At 71.2% G+C, this 19,761-nt stretch carries 16 protein-coding genes; 14 read left to right on the forward strand and 2 right to left on the reverse strand.

All coding sequences use genetic code 11. From position 1 onward, the window contains the following. The first annotated feature begins 5 nt into the window (after positions 1-5). The 12 genes from VSH64_RS06215 to fgd all read left to right on the forward strand — a co-directional run bounded on the left by VSH64_RS06215 (position 6) and on the right by fgd (position 12,965). Complete coding sequence (locus tag VSH64_RS06215; protein WP_326834509.1) at positions 6-1,691, forward strand: sulfatase-like hydrolase/transferase; 1,686 nt, start codon at positions 6-8, stop codon at positions 1,689-1,691. Positions 1,692-1,748: 57 nt separating this feature from the next. Then, entirely contained in the window at positions 1,749-2,372 is a 624-nt protein-coding gene (locus VSH64_RS06220; protein ID WP_326834510.1) for a TetR/AcrR family transcriptional regulator, read from the forward strand. Positions 2,373-2,603: 231 nt separating this feature from the next. Beyond that, the gene (locus VSH64_RS06225; protein WP_326834511.1) at positions 2,604-3,443 is read left to right on the forward strand and encodes an alpha/beta fold hydrolase; all 840 of its coding nucleotides are present in this window, start codon (positions 2,604-2,606) and stop codon (positions 3,441-3,443) included. Positions 3,444-3,858: 415 nt separating this feature from the next. Further along, positions 3,859-4,584, forward strand: a complete 726-nt coding sequence (locus VSH64_RS06230) for a class II aldolase/adducin family protein (RefSeq protein ID WP_326834512.1) — start codon at positions 3,859-3,861, stop codon at positions 4,582-4,584. Positions 4,585-4,773: 189 nt separating this feature from the next. Beyond that, the gene (locus VSH64_RS06235) at positions 4,774-5,637 is read left to right on the forward strand and encodes an ABC transporter permease (RefSeq protein ID WP_326834513.1); all 864 of its coding nucleotides are present in this window, start codon (positions 4,774-4,776) and stop codon (positions 5,635-5,637) included. A gap of 19 nt (positions 5,638-5,656) precedes the next feature. Then, positions 5,657-6,439: an ABC transporter ATP-binding protein gene (locus tag VSH64_RS06240; RefSeq protein ID WP_326834514.1), complete on the forward strand. Its 783-nt coding sequence runs from the start codon at positions 5,657-5,659 to the stop codon at positions 6,437-6,439. 66 nt (positions 6,440-6,505) lie between these two features. Next, positions 6,506-7,552 carry an ABC transporter substrate-binding protein gene (locus VSH64_RS06245; protein WP_326834515.1) on the forward strand — a complete coding sequence of 349 codons (1,047 nt, stop codon included), beginning with the start codon at positions 6,506-6,508 and terminating at the stop codon, positions 7,550-7,552. A gap of 204 nt (positions 7,553-7,756) precedes the next feature. After that, positions 7,757-8,530: a GntR family transcriptional regulator gene (locus tag VSH64_RS06250; protein ID WP_326834516.1), complete on the forward strand. Its 774-nt coding sequence runs from the start codon at positions 7,757-7,759 to the stop codon at positions 8,528-8,530. Positions 8,531-8,638: 108 nt separating this feature from the next. Next, a complete protein-coding gene (locus VSH64_RS06255) occupies positions 8,639-9,583 on the forward strand; it encodes an alpha/beta hydrolase (protein ID WP_326834517.1) in 945 nt (314 codons plus the stop codon). Beyond that, positions 9,580-10,971 (forward strand): dihydroorotase, encoded by a 1,392-nt coding sequence (locus VSH64_RS06260; protein ID WP_326834518.1) that lies wholly within the window; start codon positions 9,580-9,582, stop codon positions 10,969-10,971. The genes VSH64_RS06255 and VSH64_RS06260 overlap by 4 nt, the downstream gene beginning before the upstream one ends. After that, positions 10,968-11,951 (forward strand): LLM class flavin-dependent oxidoreductase, encoded by a 984-nt coding sequence (locus VSH64_RS06265; RefSeq protein ID WP_326834519.1) that lies wholly within the window; start codon positions 10,968-10,970, stop codon positions 11,949-11,951. Before VSH64_RS06260 ends, VSH64_RS06265 begins: the two co-directional genes overlap by 4 nt. A gap of 15 nt (positions 11,952-11,966) precedes the next feature. After that, entirely contained in the window at positions 11,967-12,965 is a 999-nt protein-coding gene (gene fgd / locus VSH64_RS06270; protein WP_326834520.1) for a glucose-6-phosphate dehydrogenase (coenzyme-F420), read from the forward strand. A gap of 57 nt (positions 12,966-13,022) precedes the next feature. On the opposite strand, the gene VSH64_RS06275 is transcribed toward fgd, so the two are convergent. Both VSH64_RS06275 and VSH64_RS06280 read right to left on the reverse strand, forming a co-directional pair. After that, positions 13,023-14,198, reverse strand: a complete 1,176-nt coding sequence (locus tag VSH64_RS06275; RefSeq protein WP_326834521.1) for an MFS transporter — start codon at positions 14,196-14,198, stop codon at positions 13,023-13,025. Positions 14,199-14,387: 189 nt separating this feature from the next. Further along, the gene (locus VSH64_RS06280; RefSeq protein ID WP_326834522.1) at positions 14,388-15,710 is read right to left on the reverse strand and encodes an FAD-binding protein; all 1,323 of its coding nucleotides are present in this window, start codon (positions 15,708-15,710) and stop codon (positions 14,388-14,390) included. Between the two features lie 91 nt (positions 15,711-15,801). Between VSH64_RS06280 and VSH64_RS06285 the strand changes: the two genes are divergently transcribed. Both VSH64_RS06285 and VSH64_RS06290 read left to right on the forward strand, forming a co-directional pair. Then, positions 15,802-16,659, forward strand: coding sequence for an NAD(+)/NADH kinase (locus VSH64_RS06285; RefSeq protein WP_326834523.1), 858 nt, complete (start codon positions 15,802-15,804; stop codon positions 16,657-16,659). A 208-nt stretch (positions 16,660-16,867) separates the two neighbouring features. Further along, positions 16,868-19,735, forward strand: coding sequence for an ATP-binding protein (locus tag VSH64_RS06290; RefSeq protein ID WP_326834524.1), 2,868 nt, complete (start codon positions 16,868-16,870; stop codon positions 19,733-19,735). Positions 19,736-19,761: the final 26 nt, after the last annotated feature.

Consider the following 19,761-nt stretch of genomic DNA (forward strand, 5'->3'; position numbering starts at 1 on the left):
ACCCCGTGTCACTCTTCACGCGCACCGACGATCGCGAGCAGTCCGGAGTGGAGGGACCGGACCCCTCGCCGCCGGAGCGTGGCCGGGTGCGGCGGGTCACGGCGGTGGTGCTCACGGTGCTGGCCGCGCTGCTGGTGCTGTTCGCGCTCGTCGCGCCCAACAGCCTGGGGGAGCTCTCGCCGGCGGCGTTCGTACGGCTCCCGGTGGAGGCGCTGGTCGTGGCGGCGCTCGCGCTCGTGCTGCCGCCGCGGTGGCGGCGGGTGCTCGCGGCGGTCGTCGGCGCGGTGCTCGGGGTGCTCACCGTGCTGAAGCTCGTGGACATGGGGTTCAACGAGGTGCTCTCGCGCCCGTTCGACCCGATCTTCGACTGGAGCTTCGTGAGCGCGGGGCTCGACTTCCTGCGCGGTGAGGTCGGCGGCGCCGGCGCGATCGTCGCGGCGATCGGCGTGGTGCTGCTGATCCTGGCGGTGATCGTGTTCACCACGCTCGCCACGATGCGGCTCACGCGCCTCGCGGCCGGGCGGCGCACGGCGTCCACCCGCGTGGTGGCGGTGCTCGGGGTCATCTGGATCGTCGCGGCGGTGTTCGGGGTGCAGCTCGCGCCCGGGCAGCCGATCGCCTCGCGCAGCGCGGCCGCGGCCGCGTTCGACGACATCCGCCAGGTGGGCACCGACCTGCACGACAAGCAGGACTTCGCCGCACAGCTGGCCGACGACCCGTTCCGGAACACCCCGGGTGACCAGCTGCTGCAGGGGCTCAAGGGCAAGGACGTGCTGCTGACCTTCGTGGAGAGCTACGGCCGCTTCGCCATCGAGGGCTCGGACATCGCGCCGGCGATCGACGCGCAGCTGGACCAGGAGACGAAAAGCCTGCAGCAGGCCGGGTTCGCGGCGCGCAGCGGGTTCCTCGACTCCTCGACCTTCGGCGGCGGCAGCTGGCTCGCGCACTCGACCGTCCAATCGGGAACGTGGGTGGACAACCAGCAGCGCTACAACGATCTGCTCGCCAGCGACCGCCTTTCGCTGACCCGCGCGTTCGGCAAGGCCGGGTGGACGACGGTGCAGGACGTGCCGGCGCACACGATGCCGTGGCCGGAGGGCCAGTACTACGGTTTCCAGCACTACTACGACTTCCACAACGTCGGGTACCAGGGTCCGGGCTACGCCTACGCCACGATGCCCGACCAGTACACGCTTTCCTTCCTGCAGCGCACCGAACTCGCCGCGCAGAACCGCAAACCGGTGATGGCCGAGGTCGACTTCGTGTCGAGCCACGCGCCGTGGTCGCCGCGTCCGACGCTCGTGGACTGGAACAAGGTCGGCGACGGTTCGGTGTTCGACCCGCAACCGGCGCAGGGGGAGGACCCCGAGCAGGTGTGGAAGGACCCGAACCAGATCCGGGCCGCCTACGGCAAGGCCATCCAGTACACGCTTTCCACGCTCACGTCCTATTTGGAGACGTACGGCAACGACAACACGGTGCTGGTGTTCCTCGGCGACCACCAGCCGCCCGTGGTGACGCCGGCCGGCGTGAGCCACCAGGTGCCGATCACGATCGTCGCGAAGGACCCGGCCGTGCTCAATCGAGTCGCTTCGTGGAACTGGACCGACGGCATGCGCCCGGCCGCGAACGCGCCGGTGTGGCGGATGGACACCTTCCGGGACCGGTTCCTGACCGCGTTCGCCAAGTAGGCGGCGATCGCGGGACTGGTCGCTGCGCCCGGCGGGGCGATCGGGGAAGCTGTCGGGGTGGACGACGCGGCGGAACGGACGGGTTATCGGCGGTCGGCGGGCTCGCCGCGTGGGCAGGCGCGGCGGCTCGAACTGCTCGCGAGCGTGACGGACGACCTCGCCGCGAACGGCCTCGTCGACTTCTCCCTGCGGCGCGCGGCGAAAGCGGCCGGCACCACGCACAAGGTGCTGCTCTACCACTTCGCGAGTGCCGAGGACCTGCTCGCGCAGGCCGTGTTCGCGCTGCGCGAGCGGCGCATCGCCAACGCCCTCGCGGCCATGGCCGACGGCGGCGGGCAGCACACGCTGGCCGGCCGCGTCGGCGTGGCTTGGCGGACGCTGCGTGACGAGGAGCCCGGCCTGCGCCGCGTGCTCGACCAGGCCGTGGGGCTGACCATGTACGACCCCGAGCGCTACGCCGAGCTCGGCCGGGGTTCGACGCTGCAGTACCTCGAGCTGCTGGTGTCGTTCTGCCCGCAGCGATGGTCCGCCGACCGCAAACGCGAGGTGGCGCAGCTGGTGCTGGCGACCTTGCGCGGCTTCGTCGTGCACCGGCTGACCAGCGACGATCCCGGTGGCGCCGAGGCCGGGTTCGCGGCGCTGGCGCGGGCGCTCGAGCGGGAGGAAGCGGTGGGGGACTGAGCCGGGGCCGGGGGAGCGGCACTGGACGAATTTGCGAACCACGTGGTTCACTTCTGGTGGGGCGAACGACCGGGAGGTCCACATGGGGTGTCGGCGGGCGTGGTGCGGTTCGGGAACGGGCCGGGTGGTGGGCTCGGTGGCGGGGTTGCCGGCCGGTCCGGTGGTCGGTTCGGTGCGGGGCTCGGTCGCGGCTCGGGTGCGGGGTTCGGTCGTGGGTTCGGTGGTGGGCTCGTGAACGAGGTCGAGCTCTCGGCGGGACCGATCGAGTACTCCGACACGGGCGGTGCCGGGCCCGTGGTGGTGTTCCTGCACGGTCTGCTGATGGATTCGTCGCTGTGGGACGACACGATCGCCGACCTGGCGACCGGGCACCGTTGCGTCGCACCGACGTTGCCGCTCGGCGCGCACCGGCGCGCGATGCGGGCCGACGCGGACCTGTCGATGCGGGCGCTCGCCCGGCTCGTCCCGGAATTCCTTGCGCGGCTTGATCTCCGTGACGTGACGCTCGTCGGCGTGGACACCGGCGGCGCGCTCGTGCAGCTGGTGATGACCGGCGCCGCCGACCGGGTGCGGCGCGTGGTGCTGGCTTCGTGCGACGCGTTCGACAACTTCCCGCCGGGCCTCACCGGCAAAACGCTGTTCCTCGCGGGCCGGTTGTCGCCGGGCTTGTTCGGCGCGTTCATGCAGCAGATGCGCCTGAAAGCGCTGCGCCGCTTGCCGATCGCTTTCGGCTGGCTGACAAAACGCGGCGACGCCGCCGTGGTCGGCTGGCTCCGCCCGATCCTCACCCGGCCCGACATTCGGCGCGACGCCGTCCGCGTGCTGCGCGCGGCCGCCGCGGACCCCGGCGTGCTCACCGAAGCGGCCGACCACCTGCCGGAGTTCGACCGTCCCGCACTGGTGGTGTGGGCGAGCGAGGATCGAGTGATGCCACCGGATCACGGCCGCCGGCTCGCCCAACTGCTGCCGAAAGCACAACTGTCCGAAGTGGACGACAGCTACACGTTGCTGCCCCTCGACCGACCGGCCGAGCTGGCCCGGCTGATCGGCGACTTCACGCGCACCACTTGATCTTCACCGTCCACCATGGAAACGCAGCCGTCGGAGCGAAGACGGCGGTACTCGCGGCCACCGGCCTCACGTCGGCAAGGCGTGCGCCTGGTGGCCGCGTCGCGTTCGCGTCCGCGGACAAACCGGACTGTCCGTTGGTGACTGTCCTGACGCGGCGCGAGAGGGAAAATCGGAAGCGTTACGTCAGATGATGGCGCGGGGCGGCGCGGAGGCCTAGCCTTCCCGCAGCACCAGCTTCCCCGCTTCCCCCGCTCCACCGTCTCCCCGAACACCCCGCCTCACCTGTCTTCACCCCCGCCCCACCCTGTGAACCGACTCGGAACACCGTGGCCGGTTCGCGACCTGGAGATACTTCCGCTGTGAAAGTGTTTCCTTTATCCTGGATCCAATCGCCAATCCGAGAGGAAGGGCTTTCATGATCGCTAGCCAGGCCGGCACCGAAGCCGACCGAGTACGGGCCGATCTCGTCACCTGCACCAGCCTGCTGGTGTTCAAGGGGGTGCTCGACTACAGCGGTCACCTCTCCGCGCGGGTGCCGGGCACCACCGACCGCCTCTTCATCCAGCCGCGCGACGCCAGCCGGGCCGCGCTGAAGCCGGAAGACCTGCTGGTGGTGGACCTCGACGGCAACCTCGTGGAGGGTGAGCTGCCGCCGCCGGCGGAGACCGCGATCCACACCGGGGTGTACCGCGCGCGGCCCGAGGTCGACTTCGTCTGCCACGGCCACCCGACGCTCTCGACCACCTTCACCATGGTCGACCACCCGTTCCTGCCGATGCGCCACTTCGCCTACAAGTTCCCCGACGGCCTGGCCGTGCACCCCGACCCCACGCACATCCGCTCGCGCGAGCAGGGTGACGCCGTGGCGAAGACCCTGGGCGACGCCGGCGCGTGCCTGCTGCGCTCGCACGGCACGGTCGTGGTCGCGAACCGGATCCAGGAACTGCTGATGGACTGCCTCGACCTCGAGGAAAACGCTCGCACGCTGCTGCTCGCGCGCCAGCTCGGCACGCCCCTTCCGCTCACGCCGGAAGAGATCGTGCAGGTCGCCGAGAGCTACGACCGCGGCGGGCACCGCCCCGGCAAGCTCTGGGACCACTACGTGCACCTCGGCCGCCAGGCCGGCGTGCTCGCCGCCTGACCGAAGCTCCACCACGCCACGACCGGCGCGAACCGGCCGGTGGCGGCCGCTGTGCGCACCTCTCGTGTCCACAGTGCACAACGCGGTGCACAGATGCGTCATCCCCGAACAGAACAGTTCACGGCCGGACTGCTTGACCCTCGTGTCGAATGGATCCAGGCGCCAACTGACAAACCGGAGGAGGTCACGGTGTCCCTCACCGAAGACACGAGCTTGGCCAGTTCCGCCCCGGACCGCGCCGGTCCGCCGGAGTCACCGCCCCGGAAGTTCCGGATCCCGTGGAACGCGAAGGTCCGCCGCCGGGTGCTGCCCGTCGCGTCGGTCGTGGTGTTCCTGGGCGTGTGGCAGATCTTCGGCGCGCAGGTGAACCCGATCCTGCTGGCCACGCCGTCGGCCGTCGCTTCGTCCTTTGTGGACATCATCGCGAACGGCGAGCTCGGCACGGCGTTCCTGCGGGCCATGGAGGTGCTCGCCGCGGGCTTCGGCCTCTCGGCGGTGGTCGGCATCGCCGTGGGCGTGTGGATGGGCCGGCGCGAGACCGTGGCGCGCGTGCTCAACCCCTACGTGAGCTTCTTCCAGGCGACGCCGCTGATCGCGCTCACGCCGCTCGTGGTGATCTGGACCGGCATCGGCTTCGTCTCGGAAATCACGATCACGTTCCTGCTCGCCGTGTGGTCGATCATCATCAACACCGCCGAGGGCACCCGCAACACCCCGGCGATCCTGCTCGACATGGCGAAGGTCTACCGCGCCGGCGAGTGGTCGGTGGTGCGCCACGTGGCGATGCCCAACGCCGTGCCCTACATCTTCGCCGGCCTGCGCATCGCCCTGGCCAAGGCCCTCATCGGTGTGATCATCGGCGAGATGGACATCAGCCTCAAGGGCCTCGGCGGGCTGATCCAGAACTACGGCGACTCGTTCCAGACCGCGCCGCTGCTCGCCTCGATCATCTCGTCCTCGATCGTCGGCGTGATCGGCACGATCATCCTCGAGGTGCTGCGCCGCCGGCTCGCGCCTTGGTCGTCCAACGCCTCCGCCCACACCCGCGTCTGAACCCGGAGAAAGGTCCGCCATGAGCGCACCCACGGCCTGCATCGAGATCGAGCACGTGTCCAAGCGCTACCAGCGCCCGGGCCGCAAGGCCGAGAGCTTCCTCGCCGTCTCCGACGTGCACTTCGACATCCGCCAGGGCGAGTTCATCTCGCTGATCGGCGCGTCGGGCTGCGGCAAGACCACGCTGCTGCGGATGATGTCCGGCCTGATCCCGGTCGACGACGGCCAGATCCGCATCAACGGCGACCCGGTGCGGGGCGTGCCGGGCTCGATCGGGTTCGTGTTCCAGGAACCCGCGCTGCTGCCGTGGAAAACCGTGCGCGAGAACATGGCCTTCGCCCTCAAGGCCAAGGAGCTCCCGCCCGAAGAGGTCGACGCCGCGATCGCCGCGAAGCTCGAAATGACGAGCCTGCAGGACTTCGCGGGCTACTACCCGTCGGCGCTCTCGGGCGGCATGCAACAGCGCGCGGGCCTGGCGAGGGCGCTGGCGTGCGACCCCGACGTGCTCTTCATGGACGAACCCCTGTCCGCGCTCGACGCCTTCACCCGGCGCCGGCTGCAGCAGGACATCGCCACGATCATCGAAGGCATCGGCGCGACCACGGTGCTCGTGACGCACGACGTCGACGAGGCCGTGTTCTTCTCCGACCGCATCGTGGTCATGGGCACCTCACCGGGCTCGGTCCGCGACGTCGTCGAAGTCCCCTTCCCCAAACCGCGCAGGCACGCGGAGCTCCTCGGCGATCCCGAGGTGGCGAAGCTGCGCGACCACGTGCTGGGCATCGTGCTCGGCCTGCACTGAGCTCTCCCGCTCGAACCGCTCTCCCCACCCCACCGTGAAAGTCCAGTCCAGAAAGGAGGGTCCGCGATGACCGTTTCCCCTTCGCGACGGCGCCGCACGGCGCTCGTCGTCGGCGCGATCGCGGCGCTCACCGTCTCGCTCACCGCCGCGTGCGGTTCCGGCGACGCGGCCACCGGCACCGGTGACTCGCTGCCGACCTCGGCCGACGGCACGCCGAACCTCAAGGGCACCACCATCCGGATCGTCACCGGCGCCGCCCCGGCCATCGAGGACACCAAGATCGCCCTCGTGGCGCAGGTGCTCAAGAGCTGGGGCGCCGACGCGACGATCGTGAACCAGACCGGTGACCCCTCGGCCATCCGGGTGCTGCTCGCCGGCGACGCCGACATCGGCACGCTCGCCGTGTCGTCGTCGATCAACTCGGGCCTGAAGATCTTCGGGCCGAGCCAGCCGCGCCTGGACTACCACTTCCTCGGCGCGCCTTCGCTCAACTCGATGAAGGACCTGCCAGGCCATGTCTACGGCACCTCGAACGTGCACGGCGTCGAGGCGCTGATGTTCGCCGACCTGCTGGCGAAGAACAACATCGACCCCAAGGCGGTCACCACGACCGTGGCCGGTGGCGCGTCGGTGCGCGTGAGCGCGATGCTGACCCACCACATCGACGCGACGTTCGCGCACGCCACCGACGTCTCGAAGCTGACCTCGGCCGGCTTCCACGACCTGGTCACGATGTCGAAGACCGCGCCGGAGCTCGCCGACTCCTTCCTCGCGACCTCCCCGCAGTGGCTGGCCAGCCACGGCGCGCTGGCCGTGGCGATCGACCAGGCGTGGATCAAGGCAGCGCAGATCTTCAACACCGACAAGGACCAGTGGGTGAAGGCCGCGGTCGCCTACGCCAAGGCCGACGAGAAGGAAGCGTCGAGCACCTACGACGCGCTCAAGGCGGCGGACACGTTCCCGGCGACCAAGGACGCGTACTCCGAGGCCTCCGCGAAGGTCCAGGAAGACCTGGCCAACAAGGTCGGCGCGATCACGAAGGCGCCCGCCACGTCCGTGTGGGTCGACACCGCGACCTGGGACAAGGCGACAACCGCGATGAAGATCAACTGATCCCGCCGCGGGAAACCGCGGAGTCCGGGTGCGGCCTCGGTGGATGAATCGCAGTGGAAAGTCGCGGTGGAAAAGTCCCTCGTGGCAAAGGACTCTTCACCGTCGGTCCGATAATGGATCCAGGATACGATTGTCCGGAACTTCAGGACGAATGGTAATCGCTTGACGGTCGGCGCGCGCCGGCCGAGGGGAGGCTAGGTCACGATGGAGCGGCGTCAGTCCGAAGGAGCCGGCGGCGGCTCGGGAAGCGGCACCCCCGAGGGGTCCGCGATCACCGGCCGCGCCAGCTTCGACGAGGTCGTCTCGCGGTTGTCGAGCGGCTACCGGTCGATCGGCGACATGGTCTACGAGGTCCTGCGCCAGGCGTTGCTCTCCGGGGCGTTCGCCCCCGGGGAGCACCTCCGGCAGGAGGCGCTGGCCACGGCGATCGGCGTCTCACGGCTCCCGGTGCGGGCCGCGCTGCTGCGGCTCGACGCCGAGGGGCTGGTGGAGTTCCACCCGCGCCGCGGCGCGATGGTGAAGACGCTGACGCCGGAGCAGCTCGTGGAGATCTACGAGCTGCGCGACCTGCTCGAGACCCACGCCTTGCGCAAGTCGATGAAAACCATGACCGCCGAGCGCATCGCGAGCCTGCGGCGCAACGCGGAGGTGCTGGACGCCGAGGCGGAGGGCGAGGGTTTCCTCGACGTCCGCGTGCGGTTCTACCGGGAGCTCTACGACGCCGAGCACAACCCGCGGCTGGTCGAGCTGATCGAGGACCTGCGCAGCAGCGTCGGGCGCTACCTCCTCGGCTGGCGGGTGTCGGGCAGCCGCAGTCACCACGGCCGGCACACCACGCTCGTCGACCACGTCGAGCGCGGTGACGTCGCCAGTGCGGAAGCGGCGCTGCACGACCACCTGCGCGAGGTGAGCGAAGGCGTCGCCCGGATCCTGTCCGGCGAAAGCGAGCGCGAACCCGACACCGAATTCCCCGCCTGACAGAACTCTTTTCCCGCAACCGAAAACGCTTTGTCCGTCACCCGGCCGAATGGCCGGGCAGGTACTCCCTGCCCGGAAACCGGCGGGCAGGAATGAACGGAAAACGGCATGAGAACTGACGAGGTCTCCTGGTTCAGCGACGGTGACCGCATCAGCGGGCTCTGGCGCACGCCGGACGAGGGCACCGAGCCCTACCGCGTGGTCGTGCAGGGCCCGGGCTGGATGGGCCTGAAGGACGCGAAGCTCTACGTGCGCTACCACCAGGCGCTCACCGACGCCGGGTTCGCCGTGCTGGTGTTCGACTACCGCGGGTTCGGCGACTCCGAAGGTGATCCGGAGCTGCTTTCGCCGGCGCGGCAGCTGGCCGATCTGCGCAGCGCCGTCACCTACGCCGAATCGCGCGCCGACGTGCTGCCCGATTCGATCGGTGTGTTCGGCAGCGGCGGCACGGGCGGCGGCAACGCGGTGCTGCTCGCGTCGGTCGACCCGCGGGTGCGGGCGGCGGTGAGCCAGCTGCCCGTGGCCGACGGCGGCGACTGGCTGCACCGCATGCGCAGCGAGTACCAGTGGCTCGATTTCCTGGCGGAGCTGGAAGCCGACCGGCGCGAGCGGACGCTGCACGGTGCCGGCAAGCTCGTGAACCCGCGCGAAGAAATCATGGTGCCGACGTCGGAACGCCGGGCCACCAGCGTGAAGTCCGATGTGGACGGACGGGTGCCGAAGCAGGTGCGCCTGGCCGCGGCGGAGGAGATCATCGCCTACCGGCCGGCCGAGGCGGCGGCGACGCTGACGACGCCGCTGCTGGTGATCGGCGTCGAGAACGACGCCACCACTCCCACCGACCACGCGGAGCGGATCTACGAGGCCGCACGCGGGCCGAAGGAACTGATCATGCAGCGGCACACGAGCCACTACGCCGCCTACGACAAGTACTGGACCGCGACGACGCCCCGCATCGTCGCGTGGTTCGAGAAGTACCTGCGCCCGGCCGACGTGGTCGTGCGCTCGAGCGAGCCGGGCGAGCACCCGGCGATTCTGGAGGTGACGGCATGAGTATCGATCTCCGTGTGTCCGGCGGGCGCGTGCAGCTGCCCAGTGGCGCGGTGGACGGCGACCTGCTGGTGAACGAGGGCAAGGTCGTCGGCGTGGTGTCCGGCTCCGTCGAGATCGCCGACGTCGGCCGCACCGTCGACGCCACCGGGAAACTCGTGCTGCCCGGCATGGTCGACGTCCACGTGCACACCCGCGAGCCCGGGTTCGAGCACAAGGAAGACATCTACACCACGTCGCTGCAGGCGGCCGCGGGCGGTGTCACCACGATCTTCGGGATGCCCAACCTGAACCCGCCGACCACCACGGCGAAGACGCTGCGCGAGGTGTTCGACCTCTACGCCGAGAAGTCCATCGTGGACTGGAACCACAACCCGGCGGCGACGCAGCCCGACGAGATCGCGCCGATGGCCGCGATGGGCGTGAACGCGTACAAGATCTACATGGTCGTGGACACCGGCCGCACCTACCCGCACCCGGCCGGTACCGGCATGCACGGCCACGGCGACCTGCTGCGCATGATGGACACCATCGCGAAGACGGGTAAGCGCTTCATCATCCACCCCCACGACCAGTCCCTGATGGACTACATCGAAGGGGAATACCTGGCGCGCGGGGAAAACACGCCGCAGGGGTACGCCTCGGCCTACGCCGCCCGCAACGGCGTGATCTGGGACACCGCGATCGAGGTCGTGCTGCGCCTGGCCGAGGCGTCGGGCTGCAAGGTGCACCTCGCGCACATCCAGACGCGCCGCTCGGTCGAGGCCGTGCGCCGCGCCCGCGAGCACGGCGTGGACGTGACGTGCGAGGTGAACCACTGGCTGCCGTTCCTGTCCACTTGGGACGATGTGGAGAAGCTCGGCCCGTACGCGCTGTCCTACTGGGTGCCCGACGACGGCCGCGAGGCCGTGTGGGAAGGCCTGCGCGACGGCACGATCGACATGTTCTCCTCCGACCACGCGCCGCACACGCGCGAGGAGAAGGAGATCGGCTGGACGCAGATGTGGAGCTCCCACACGGGCACCCCGGGCATCCAGTACTACTACCCGCTCACGCTCGACGCGGTGAACAAGGGTCTGCTCACCCTCGACCGCGCGGTCGAGCTCGTGGCGGGTGCGCCGGCGGCCAAGTTCGGCCTTCAGGGCGTGAAGGGCGCGCTGACCCCGGGCTGCGACGCGGACTTCGTGATCGCGGACCTCGACGCGCCCTGGACGATCACCAACGACGGCGTGCTGTCGAAGATCGGCTGGACCCCGTACGACGGCCGGCAGCTCACCGCCGGCATCGAGCAGACCTACGTGCGCGGCACCGAGGTGTTCGCGGGCGGCAAGGTGACCGGCGAGGCCGGGCACGGCAAGCAGGCGGTGTCAGGAAAGGTGCAGAACGCATGAAGTTCGGACTCTTGCTCCCGCATTTCGGCGAGCACGCCTCGCGCGACAACGTGCTCCAGGGCGCGATCATGGCCGAGAAGGCCGGGTTCGACTCGGTCTGGGTGCGTGACCACCTGGTGTTCGAGCCGCACGGCGAGATGGAGAAACCCAACCGCACGTTCTACGACGCGCTCACCACGCTCACGGCCATCGGCGCCGTGACCGAGCGCATCGAGCTGGGCACGGGTTCGCTGATCCCGTTCCGGCACCCGCTGGTCACGGCCCTGATGACGGGCACGATGACGCAGCTGTTCGGGCCGCGGGTGATCCTCGGCTTCGGCGCCGGCACGTTCGACCACGAGTTCGAGGCCATCGAATGGGGCGAACGCGACCGGGTGGAGCTCGTGCGGTCGAACGCCGAGATTTTCAAGCGCGTGTTCACCGAGAACAACGTGTCGTACTCCGACGCGAACTTCACGTTCGAGGACATCACCATCGAGCCGAAGCCGCTCGGCGGGCGGGTGCCGTTCTGGTACTGCGGCGCCACCCCGCGCTCGGCGCGGCTCGCGGTGGAGTTCTGCGACGGCTGGATGCCGGGCCGGATCTCGATGGCGACGCTGGACAAGCGCGTGACCACGATGCGGGACCTGTCGGCGCAGGCCGGGCGCACGATGCCGACCGTGGCCGTGATCCCGCCCACGTCGATCGAGCCCACGTACGAGGAAGCGGTGAAGCACGTGAACGTGCCGGGCCTGCTGGCCTGGGCGAACAAGGCGAAGTTCGCGGTGAAGCCGCCCTCGGGTCAGTTCGAGACCGTGAAGGATCTCTCAGGGCAGCTCATCGTCGGCACCCCCGAAGATGCTCTGGAAGAGATCGACCGCTTCGCCGCGACCGGGGTCGAGCACCTGGTGTTCGACTTCCGGTTCAAGTTCGATCGGTGGTTCGATCAGATCGAGCTGCTCGGGTCGGAGATCATCGGCAAGGTGAACGCGGGCGTCTGAGAAGGGACGAGTCCAGTGGTGAGGTTCGGGTACAAGGCGTCGGCGGAACAGTTCGCGCCGGCGGAGCTGCTGCGCTACGGCGTGCTGGCCGAGGAGAACGGGTTCGACTCGGTGTTCGTGAGCGACCACCTGCAGCCGTGGCGCCACGACGGCGGCCACGCGCCGGCCGCGTTGCCGTGGCTGGGTGCGCTCGGTTCGGCGACGGAGCGGGTGGTGCTGGGCACGAGCGTGCTCACGCCGACGTTCCGCTACCACCCGGCCGTGGTGGCGCAGGCGTTCGCGACGCTCGGGTGCCTGTTCCCGGGCCGCGTGGTGCTGGGCATCGGGTCGGGCGAGTCGATGAACGAGGCGCCGCTCGGCATCGAGTGGCCGGAGCCGAAGGTGCGCTTCGCGCGGCTGAAGGAGGCGATCGAGCTCATCCGCCGCCTGTGGACGGAGGAGCGCGTGGACTTCGAGGGCGCGCACTACCGCACCGAGAAGGCCACGGTGTACGACCGGCCCGAGGTGCCGGTGCCGCTGTACATCGCGGGGTCCGGCCCGGCGGCCACGCGCCTGGCCGGCCGCCGCGGTGACGGCTTCATCACCACGAGCGGCAAGGCGCCGTCGCTGTACACGGACACGTTGCTGCCCGCGGTGCGCGAAGGCGTCGAGCAGTCGGGCCGGGCGGTCGCGGACGTCGACATGATGATCGAGGTCAAGGTGTCGTTCGATCCGGACGCTGCGCGTGCGCTGCAGGACACGCGGTTCTGGGGTGCGCTGGCGTTGAAGCCGGAGGAGAAGACCGGCGTCGAGGACCCGGTGGAGATGCAGCGCCTGGCCGACGCGCTGCCGATCGAGCGGGCCGCGAGCCGGTTCATCGTGTCGTCCGACCCGGACGAACACGTGGCGGCGATCAAGCGCTACCTCGACCTGGGCTTCACGCACCTGGTGTTCCACGCGCCGGGCCCGGACCAGGAGCGGTTCCTCAAGGCCTACGGCACGGAGATCCTGCCGCGGTTGCGCAAGCTGGTGTGAGTGCGTGGTGCGGGCCCGGCCGAGTGCGGCCGGGCCCGCACCGCGTTGGCACTGTCCTCAGTGGACCTCTGCTGGTGCCGGTGCCGGTGCTTTGCGCCGGTCGAGCCGGCCGGAGGCGACGGCCAGCACGAGCGCGGCGACGGTCATAGCGGCGCCGACCCAGTTGGTCGAGGCGTAGCCGTAGCCCGCGGCGATCACCACGCCGCCGAGCCAGGCGGCCAGCGCGTTGCCCAGGTTGAACGCGCCGATGTTCACCGCGGAGGCGACGGTGGGCGCGGCCTCGGCGCTGGCCAGCATCCGCATCTGCAGCGGGGGCACGGTGGCGAACCCGAAGCCACCCAACAGGAACAGCGTCACGATCGCCGGCCCGGCAGCGTGAGCGGTGAACGCGAACACCGCGAGCACCACGGCCAGCGCCACCAGCACCGTGTAGAGCGTGGGCATCAGCGCGCGGTCGGCGAACCTGCCGCCCACGAGGTTGCCGAGCACCAGCCCCACGCCGAACAGCACCAGCAGCCAGCTCACGGCGCCCTGCGGCAGACCGGCCACGTCCGTCATCATCGGCGCGATGTAGGTGAAGCTGGCGAACACCCCGCCGAACCCGAGCACGGTCGTGCCGACGGCGAGCCACACCTTGGCGCTGCGGAACACCGCGAACTCCGTCTTGATGCTCGTGTTCTCGGGCTTCGGCGTGTCCGGCACGAGCGCCGCCACTCCGGCCAGCCCGAGCACGCCCAGGCCGGCGACCACCCAGAACGTCGCGCGCCAGCCGAGGCCCTGCCCGATGAACGTGCCCAGCGGCACGCCGAGCACGTTGGCGAGCGTGAGGCCGGTGAACATCAACGCGATCGCGCTGGCCTTTTTCTCCGGCTTCACCAGATCCGCGGCCACCACGGCGCCCACGCCGAAAAACGCCCCGTGCGTGAGCGCGGCGACGATCCGGCCGACCAGCAGCACCTCGTACGTCGGCGCCAGGGCCGAGAGCGCGTTGCCGACGATGAACACGCCCATGAGCAGCAGGAGCAGGTGCTTGCGCCGCATCCGGGTGCCGAGCGCGGTCATCGGCAGCGCGCCCGCCGCCACGCCGAGGGCGTAGCCGGTGATCAGCCAGCCCGCCGCCGGGATCGAGACACCGAAGTCCGTGGCCACCTCGGGCAGCAACCCGGCGATCACGAACTCCGTGGTCCCGATCCCGAACGCGCCGATGGCCAACGCCAGCAAGGCGAGCGGCATGGGGTTCCTCCTGAAGCGTGGGCAAATAACGTCGCTGGCAATAGTTGCACACGCCTGATATCCGTGCCGCCGACTGTGATCAGGGGAACTCCGCTCCTGTCAGGGTGGTGGCCATCGCCGAGCACGCCGAGGATCGCCGCGATCGGTTCGGCGCGCCGGGCCTCGGCGAGGCCGGCGAGTTCTGCAAGGTCAGCCGCCGAACACGTGCCGATCCAGGAACGGGTTGCGGAACTTGCCGGTGGGGTCCAGGCGGGTGGCCAGGGTGCGGAAGTCCGCCAGGCGTGGGTAGTCGAGGGCGAGGGCTTCGCCGTGGAAGAGCTTGCCCCAGTGGGGGCGCGGGGCGAAGGGGGCGAGGGCGGCTTCGAGGGTGGGCAGCAGGGCCTCGACCTCGGGTTGGCGGGGGAGCCAGGTGAAGTGGAGGGCGACGCTGTCGCGGCCGTGGGCCGGGCTGAGCCAGAGGTCGTCGGCGGCGATGGTGCGGATTTCGGAGACCAGGAGGAGCGGGGCGATGCGGTGGCCGAGGGCACGGAGGGCTTCGAAGGCTGCGGGGGCGGCGGAGCGGGGCACGAAGTACTCGGTCTGCAGCTCGGCGCCGACGCTCGGGGTGAAGCCGAGGCGGAAGTGGGGGAGGCGGTCGTACCAGGGGCCCGGCTCGCCGAGCTGCGGTGTGGTGTTGCCGGCCGGGACGCCGGCCGTGTGGGCGGGGTGGCGCGGACCGTCGGCGGGGACGGCGCCGAACAGCGAAGCCGGGATCTCGGTCGGACCTGCGCCGGACGGCCCGGAGATCGCGTCACCCGGCGAGCTCGGCGCGGAAGGGGCCACGACGTTTTTCAGCCACACCTGGTCCACCACGTCGCGGGCCCAGTTCGTGAACAGGCTGACGCTGTAGCCCGCCGCCTGGATTTCGTCGAAGTGGGTGAGGGCGGAGGTCCACGGCAGGTTGTCGTAGACGTCCTGGCGCATCGAGAAGGTGGGCACCACGTCGAGGGTCAGGCTGGTCACCACGCCGAGGGCGCCGACGCCGACGACCGCGCCCGCGAAGTCCGCGTCGCCGCGGGACAGGGAGAGCACGGTGCCGTCGGCGGTCAGGAGGGTGAGGGAGGACACGGCGGAGGCGAGGCCCTGGTGGCGTTCGCCCGAGCCGTGGGTGCCGGTGGCGACGCTGCCGGCCACGGTGATGTGCGGCAGGGAGGCCAGGTTTTCCAGGGCGAAACCCGAGGCGTCGAGCCGGGTCACGAGGTCGCCGTAGCGGGCGGACGCGCTCACGGTGACCGTGCGGGCGGCCGCGTCCAGCGAGAACACCGGGGCGAGCGCGGACAGGTCCAGGTGCGTGCCGCCCGGGGTGTCGGCGACGGTGTTGAAGCTGTGGCGGCTGCCGAGGGCCTTGGGCTTCGCGGCGGAAGCGACCAGGTCAGCGGCCTCGTCGAGCGTTCGGGGACGGAGCACCTCACGGGCGCCGTAGGTCAGGTTTCCGGCCCAGTTCACGGCCGCGCCGCGCGCACTCTCGATCACGAACGTCCAGCTTAGGCGGGACTCGCCAAAGCGCCGGGATCCGGGCAGACTTGGCCCATGCTGCTCGAACACCCGCCGGTGGTGCGCTGACATGCACTCGGCCGGATTGGTACTGCACCCGAAGCGCGACTCCGCCCCGGCCGTGGAGGCCGTGCTCGGGTGGGCCGCGAACCGCGGCATCAAGATCCTCGGCATCGCCGAGGAGATCGTGCGCCTCGACTGCAAGGCGGTGGGGGTGTCGGCCGAGGAGCTGGCCACCCAATCCGACCTGCTGGTGAGCCTCGGCGGCGACGGCACGATGCTGCGCGCGATGCGGATGGCCGACGGCCAGCGCGCGCCCGTGCTCGGCGTGAACCTCGGCAAGCTCGGTTTCCTGGCCGAGGTCGACGTGCCCGACCTGCCCGGCGCGCTGTCGCTGATCGACGCCCACGACTTCACCGTGGAACCGCGCCTGGCGGTCGACGCGACGATCGGCGGCCGCACCGTCACGGCGTTCAACGACGTGGCCGTGGTGCGTGTGCCCGGCGACGGCGGGGCGCTGGTGGCCGTGCGCGTGAACGAAGAGCAGTTCGTGAGCTACGCGGCCGACGCGGTGATCGTCGCGACGCCGACCGGGTCCACGGCCTACAGCTTCTCCGCCGGTGGTCCGATCACGAGCCCGGCCGTGGAGGCGCTGCTGGTCACGCCGGCCGCGCCGCACTCCGCGTACGGACGGGGCGTGGTGCTCTCGGTGCACGACACGCTCGCGCTCGAGCTGCTGCCGGGCAGCGGCCGGCTGGCGGTGGAGGTCGACGGGATCGTCGAAGGGTACGTGGAGCCGGGCGAGCGCATCGAGCTGTGCGCGCGCCCGAGCGCGGCGCGGGTGGTGCGGCTCGGGCGCACCACGTTCTTCCAGCGCGCCCGCCGCAAGCTGCGCCTGAGCGACTCCGCGGAGATCGCGTCGTCCTGACGCACCGGGTCCGCCGAGACCAGCGAGTCCACTGAGGACGGTTGCGCCGATCGGCCGACGGCGCTGCGCCACTTGCCCGCGTGGTGTCGGTTTTTGTCGGAAACACCGGACAGCACTGTGATTCACGGCCCGGATCGCTTGCCGGGCCGGGCTCGCCGTGTCGAGAATCCTCGCGACAGCGGTACTCGACGACCGGAGCGGGGGACCCGTGGGAGCGGACGCGCGTGATCTCCCTGCCGTCGGCACGCCCCGGCTGATCGGCCGCGACCACGAGCTCACCCGCCTCGCCGACGCGCTCGCGGCGCCGCCCGGGGTGGTGCTGGTGGCCGGCGAGGCCGGCATCGGCAAGAGCCGGCTCGTGCGCGAGCTGCTGCCGGCACCCGGCGTGCTCGTGGCGAGCTGCCCGCCGCTGCGGGAGGCGCTCACGCTCGGCCCGATCGTCGACGCGCTGCGCCAGGCCCGCCCCGGCGTCGCGGGCCTCGCACTGAGTCCGCTGGCCGGCACGCTGCGGCCGCTGTTCCCCGAGTGGGACCTGCCGCCGGCGCCGGACGGGCTCGCCGACGCCGGCGCGGCCCGCCACCGGCTGCTGCGCGCGCTGGCCGAGCTGCTCGACCGCTTCGACGTCGGGGTGCTCGTGGTCGAAGACGTGCACTGGGCCGACGAGACCACGCTGGAGTTCCTGCTGTTCCTCGCCGCGCGCCAGGAGCTGCGGCCGGCGCTGGTGCTCACCTACCGGCCCGACGAGGTCGGCGACGACAGCCTCCTGCTGCGCCTCTCGTCGCGCTACCCGCGCATCACGCTCGGCGCCCTCGACGTGGCGCAGACCGCGCAGCTGGTGTCCTCGATGCTCGGCGACGAGCGCGTGTCCGAGCCGTTCGCGCGGTTCCTGCACCGGCACACCGACGGGATCCCGTTCGCGCTCGAGGAATCCGTGCGGCTGCTGCGCGACCGCGCCGACCTCATCCGCCAGGGCGGCGAGTGGATCCGGCGCTCGCTCACCGAGATCGCCGTGCCGCCCACGATCCGCGACGCGCTGGCCGAGCGGCTCGTGCGCCTCAGCGCCGACGCCCAGGCGGTGCTGCGGGCGTGCGCGGTGCTCGCGACGCCGGCGGCCGAGCCCGACGTGGTGGCGGTCTGCGGGCTGCCGGCCGAGCGCGCGGGCGCGGCGATCGACGAGGCCGCGCGCAGCGGACTGCTCGTGGAGGACGAGCGCGGCCGGCTCGGCTTCCGGCACGCGCTGGCCGCGAAGGCCGTGTACGACGGCATCGGCGGGCGCGAGCGGCGCGAGCTGCACCGGCGTTCGGGCAAGGCCTTGTCGGTGTGGGATCCGGCGCCGGTCGCCGTGCTGGCGCACCACTTCCGCGAGGCCGGCGAGACGCGCAAGTGGTGCGAGTACGCCGAGCGGGCGGCGGATCTGGCGCTGGCGTCCGGTGATCACCACACGGCGGTGTCGTTCCTGCACGGCCTGCTCGCTTCGCCGGACCTGCCGCCGACGGCCGTGGCCCGGCTGGCGCGCAAGACGCCGCTGTTCGCGTTCACCGGCTACCTCGGGCGGGTCGACCTCGTGCGGATCGTGCGCGGGGTGCTCGACAGCGCCGTGCTCGATCGCCGCGAGAGCGCCGAGATCCGCAGCCAGCTGGGCCGGCTGCTGATGCACTCCGGCGACTACGCCGAGGGCGCCGCCGAGCTGGCGCGCGCGATCCCGGACCTGGCCGGCAACCCGGTCGCCGTGGCGCAGGCGATGTCGGTGCTCGGCCGGCCCGCCGGCGCCGCGTGGCCCGCGCAGGCGCACCGCGAATGGCTCGACCGCTGCGACGCGGTGGTGCGCTCGGCGGTGCCGGAGGAGGAGCGGCTCTCGTTCACCGTCGACCGCGCGACGGCACTGCTGGAACTGGGCGACGAAACCGGCTGGACGGTGGCGGACACCCTGCCCGACGACGACTCGCCCGACCCGCTGCAGATCACCCGCGGCCTGCTCAACTACGGCGACGCCGCCCTGCACTGGGGCCGCTACGCCGACGCGCGCGCCAAGCTCACCCGCTCCGTCGACCTCGCACGCCGCCACGGCCTTCAGCGGCTGCAGGACATGGGCCTCGCCACGCTGATCCGCCTCGACTGGGTCACCGGCGAGTGGTCCGGGCTCGCGGCCCGCGTCGCCGAGTTCGCCGACCTGGCCGAGGAACCGCTGATCCAGCTCGACACGACGCTGGTCGGCGCGCTGCTGCAGGCGGCCACCGAGCGGGACGCCGGGGCCGAGGTCGAGCGCAAGCTCACGCTGGTGCTCGACGAGACCCGGCAGCGCGGAATTGTCGATATGCCGCTGGAGCCCGCCGCCGCGCTCGGCCGGCTGCACCTCGCGGCCGGCCGCCCCGTCGCGGCGCTCGAGGTGACCGAAGAACCGATGGCCGTGGTGGCGCGCAAGCAGATCTGGCTGTGGGCGGCGGATCTGGCGCCGGTGCGGGTGGAAGCGCTGCTGGCGGCCGGCCGCGTCGAGGAGGCTTCGTCGCTCGCCGCGGAGTTCGCGGCGGGGTATCCGGGCGCGACGGGCGCGGTGCACTGCTGCCGCGCCCTGCTCGCGGAGGCCGGTGGCGAGCCTGCCGAGGCGGCCGCTTCGTGGGCGGCCGCGGCTTCGGCGTGGGCCGCGTTGCCGCGCCCGTACGACGCTTTGCTCGCCCGCGAACGCGAGGCCGCGTGCCTGCTCGCCGCCGGCGCACCGGATGCCTTGGCGCAGCTCGAATCCGTGCTGGCCGGCTGTGTCGCCCTGGGCGCCACCGTCGCGGCCGCCCGCGTGCGCGCGGTGCTGCGCGACCACGGTCTCGGCGCCACCCCGGTCTGGCGCGGCGGCCGTCGTGGTTACGGCGACCAGCTCTCGCCCCGCGAGCTGGAAGTCGTGCGGCTCCTGCTGACCGGCCTCACCAACCCCGAGATCGCGCAGGTGCTGTCCCGCTCCCCGAAAACCGTGGCGGCCCAGCTGAACTCGGCGATGCGCAAGCACCGCGTGTCCTCCCGCACGGCCCTCGCGGTGAGCGCGACCCGGGCGGGCATCACGCCGGCGGCGGATCGAGCCGTGGACTGAGACCTGGTCTCAAAACTTGAGGGTGT

It is taken from the genome of Amycolatopsis rhabdoformis (assembly GCF_035918295.1).
Taxonomy (GTDB): Bacteria; Actinomycetota; Actinomycetes; order Mycobacteriales; family Pseudonocardiaceae; genus Amycolatopsis; species Amycolatopsis rhabdoformis.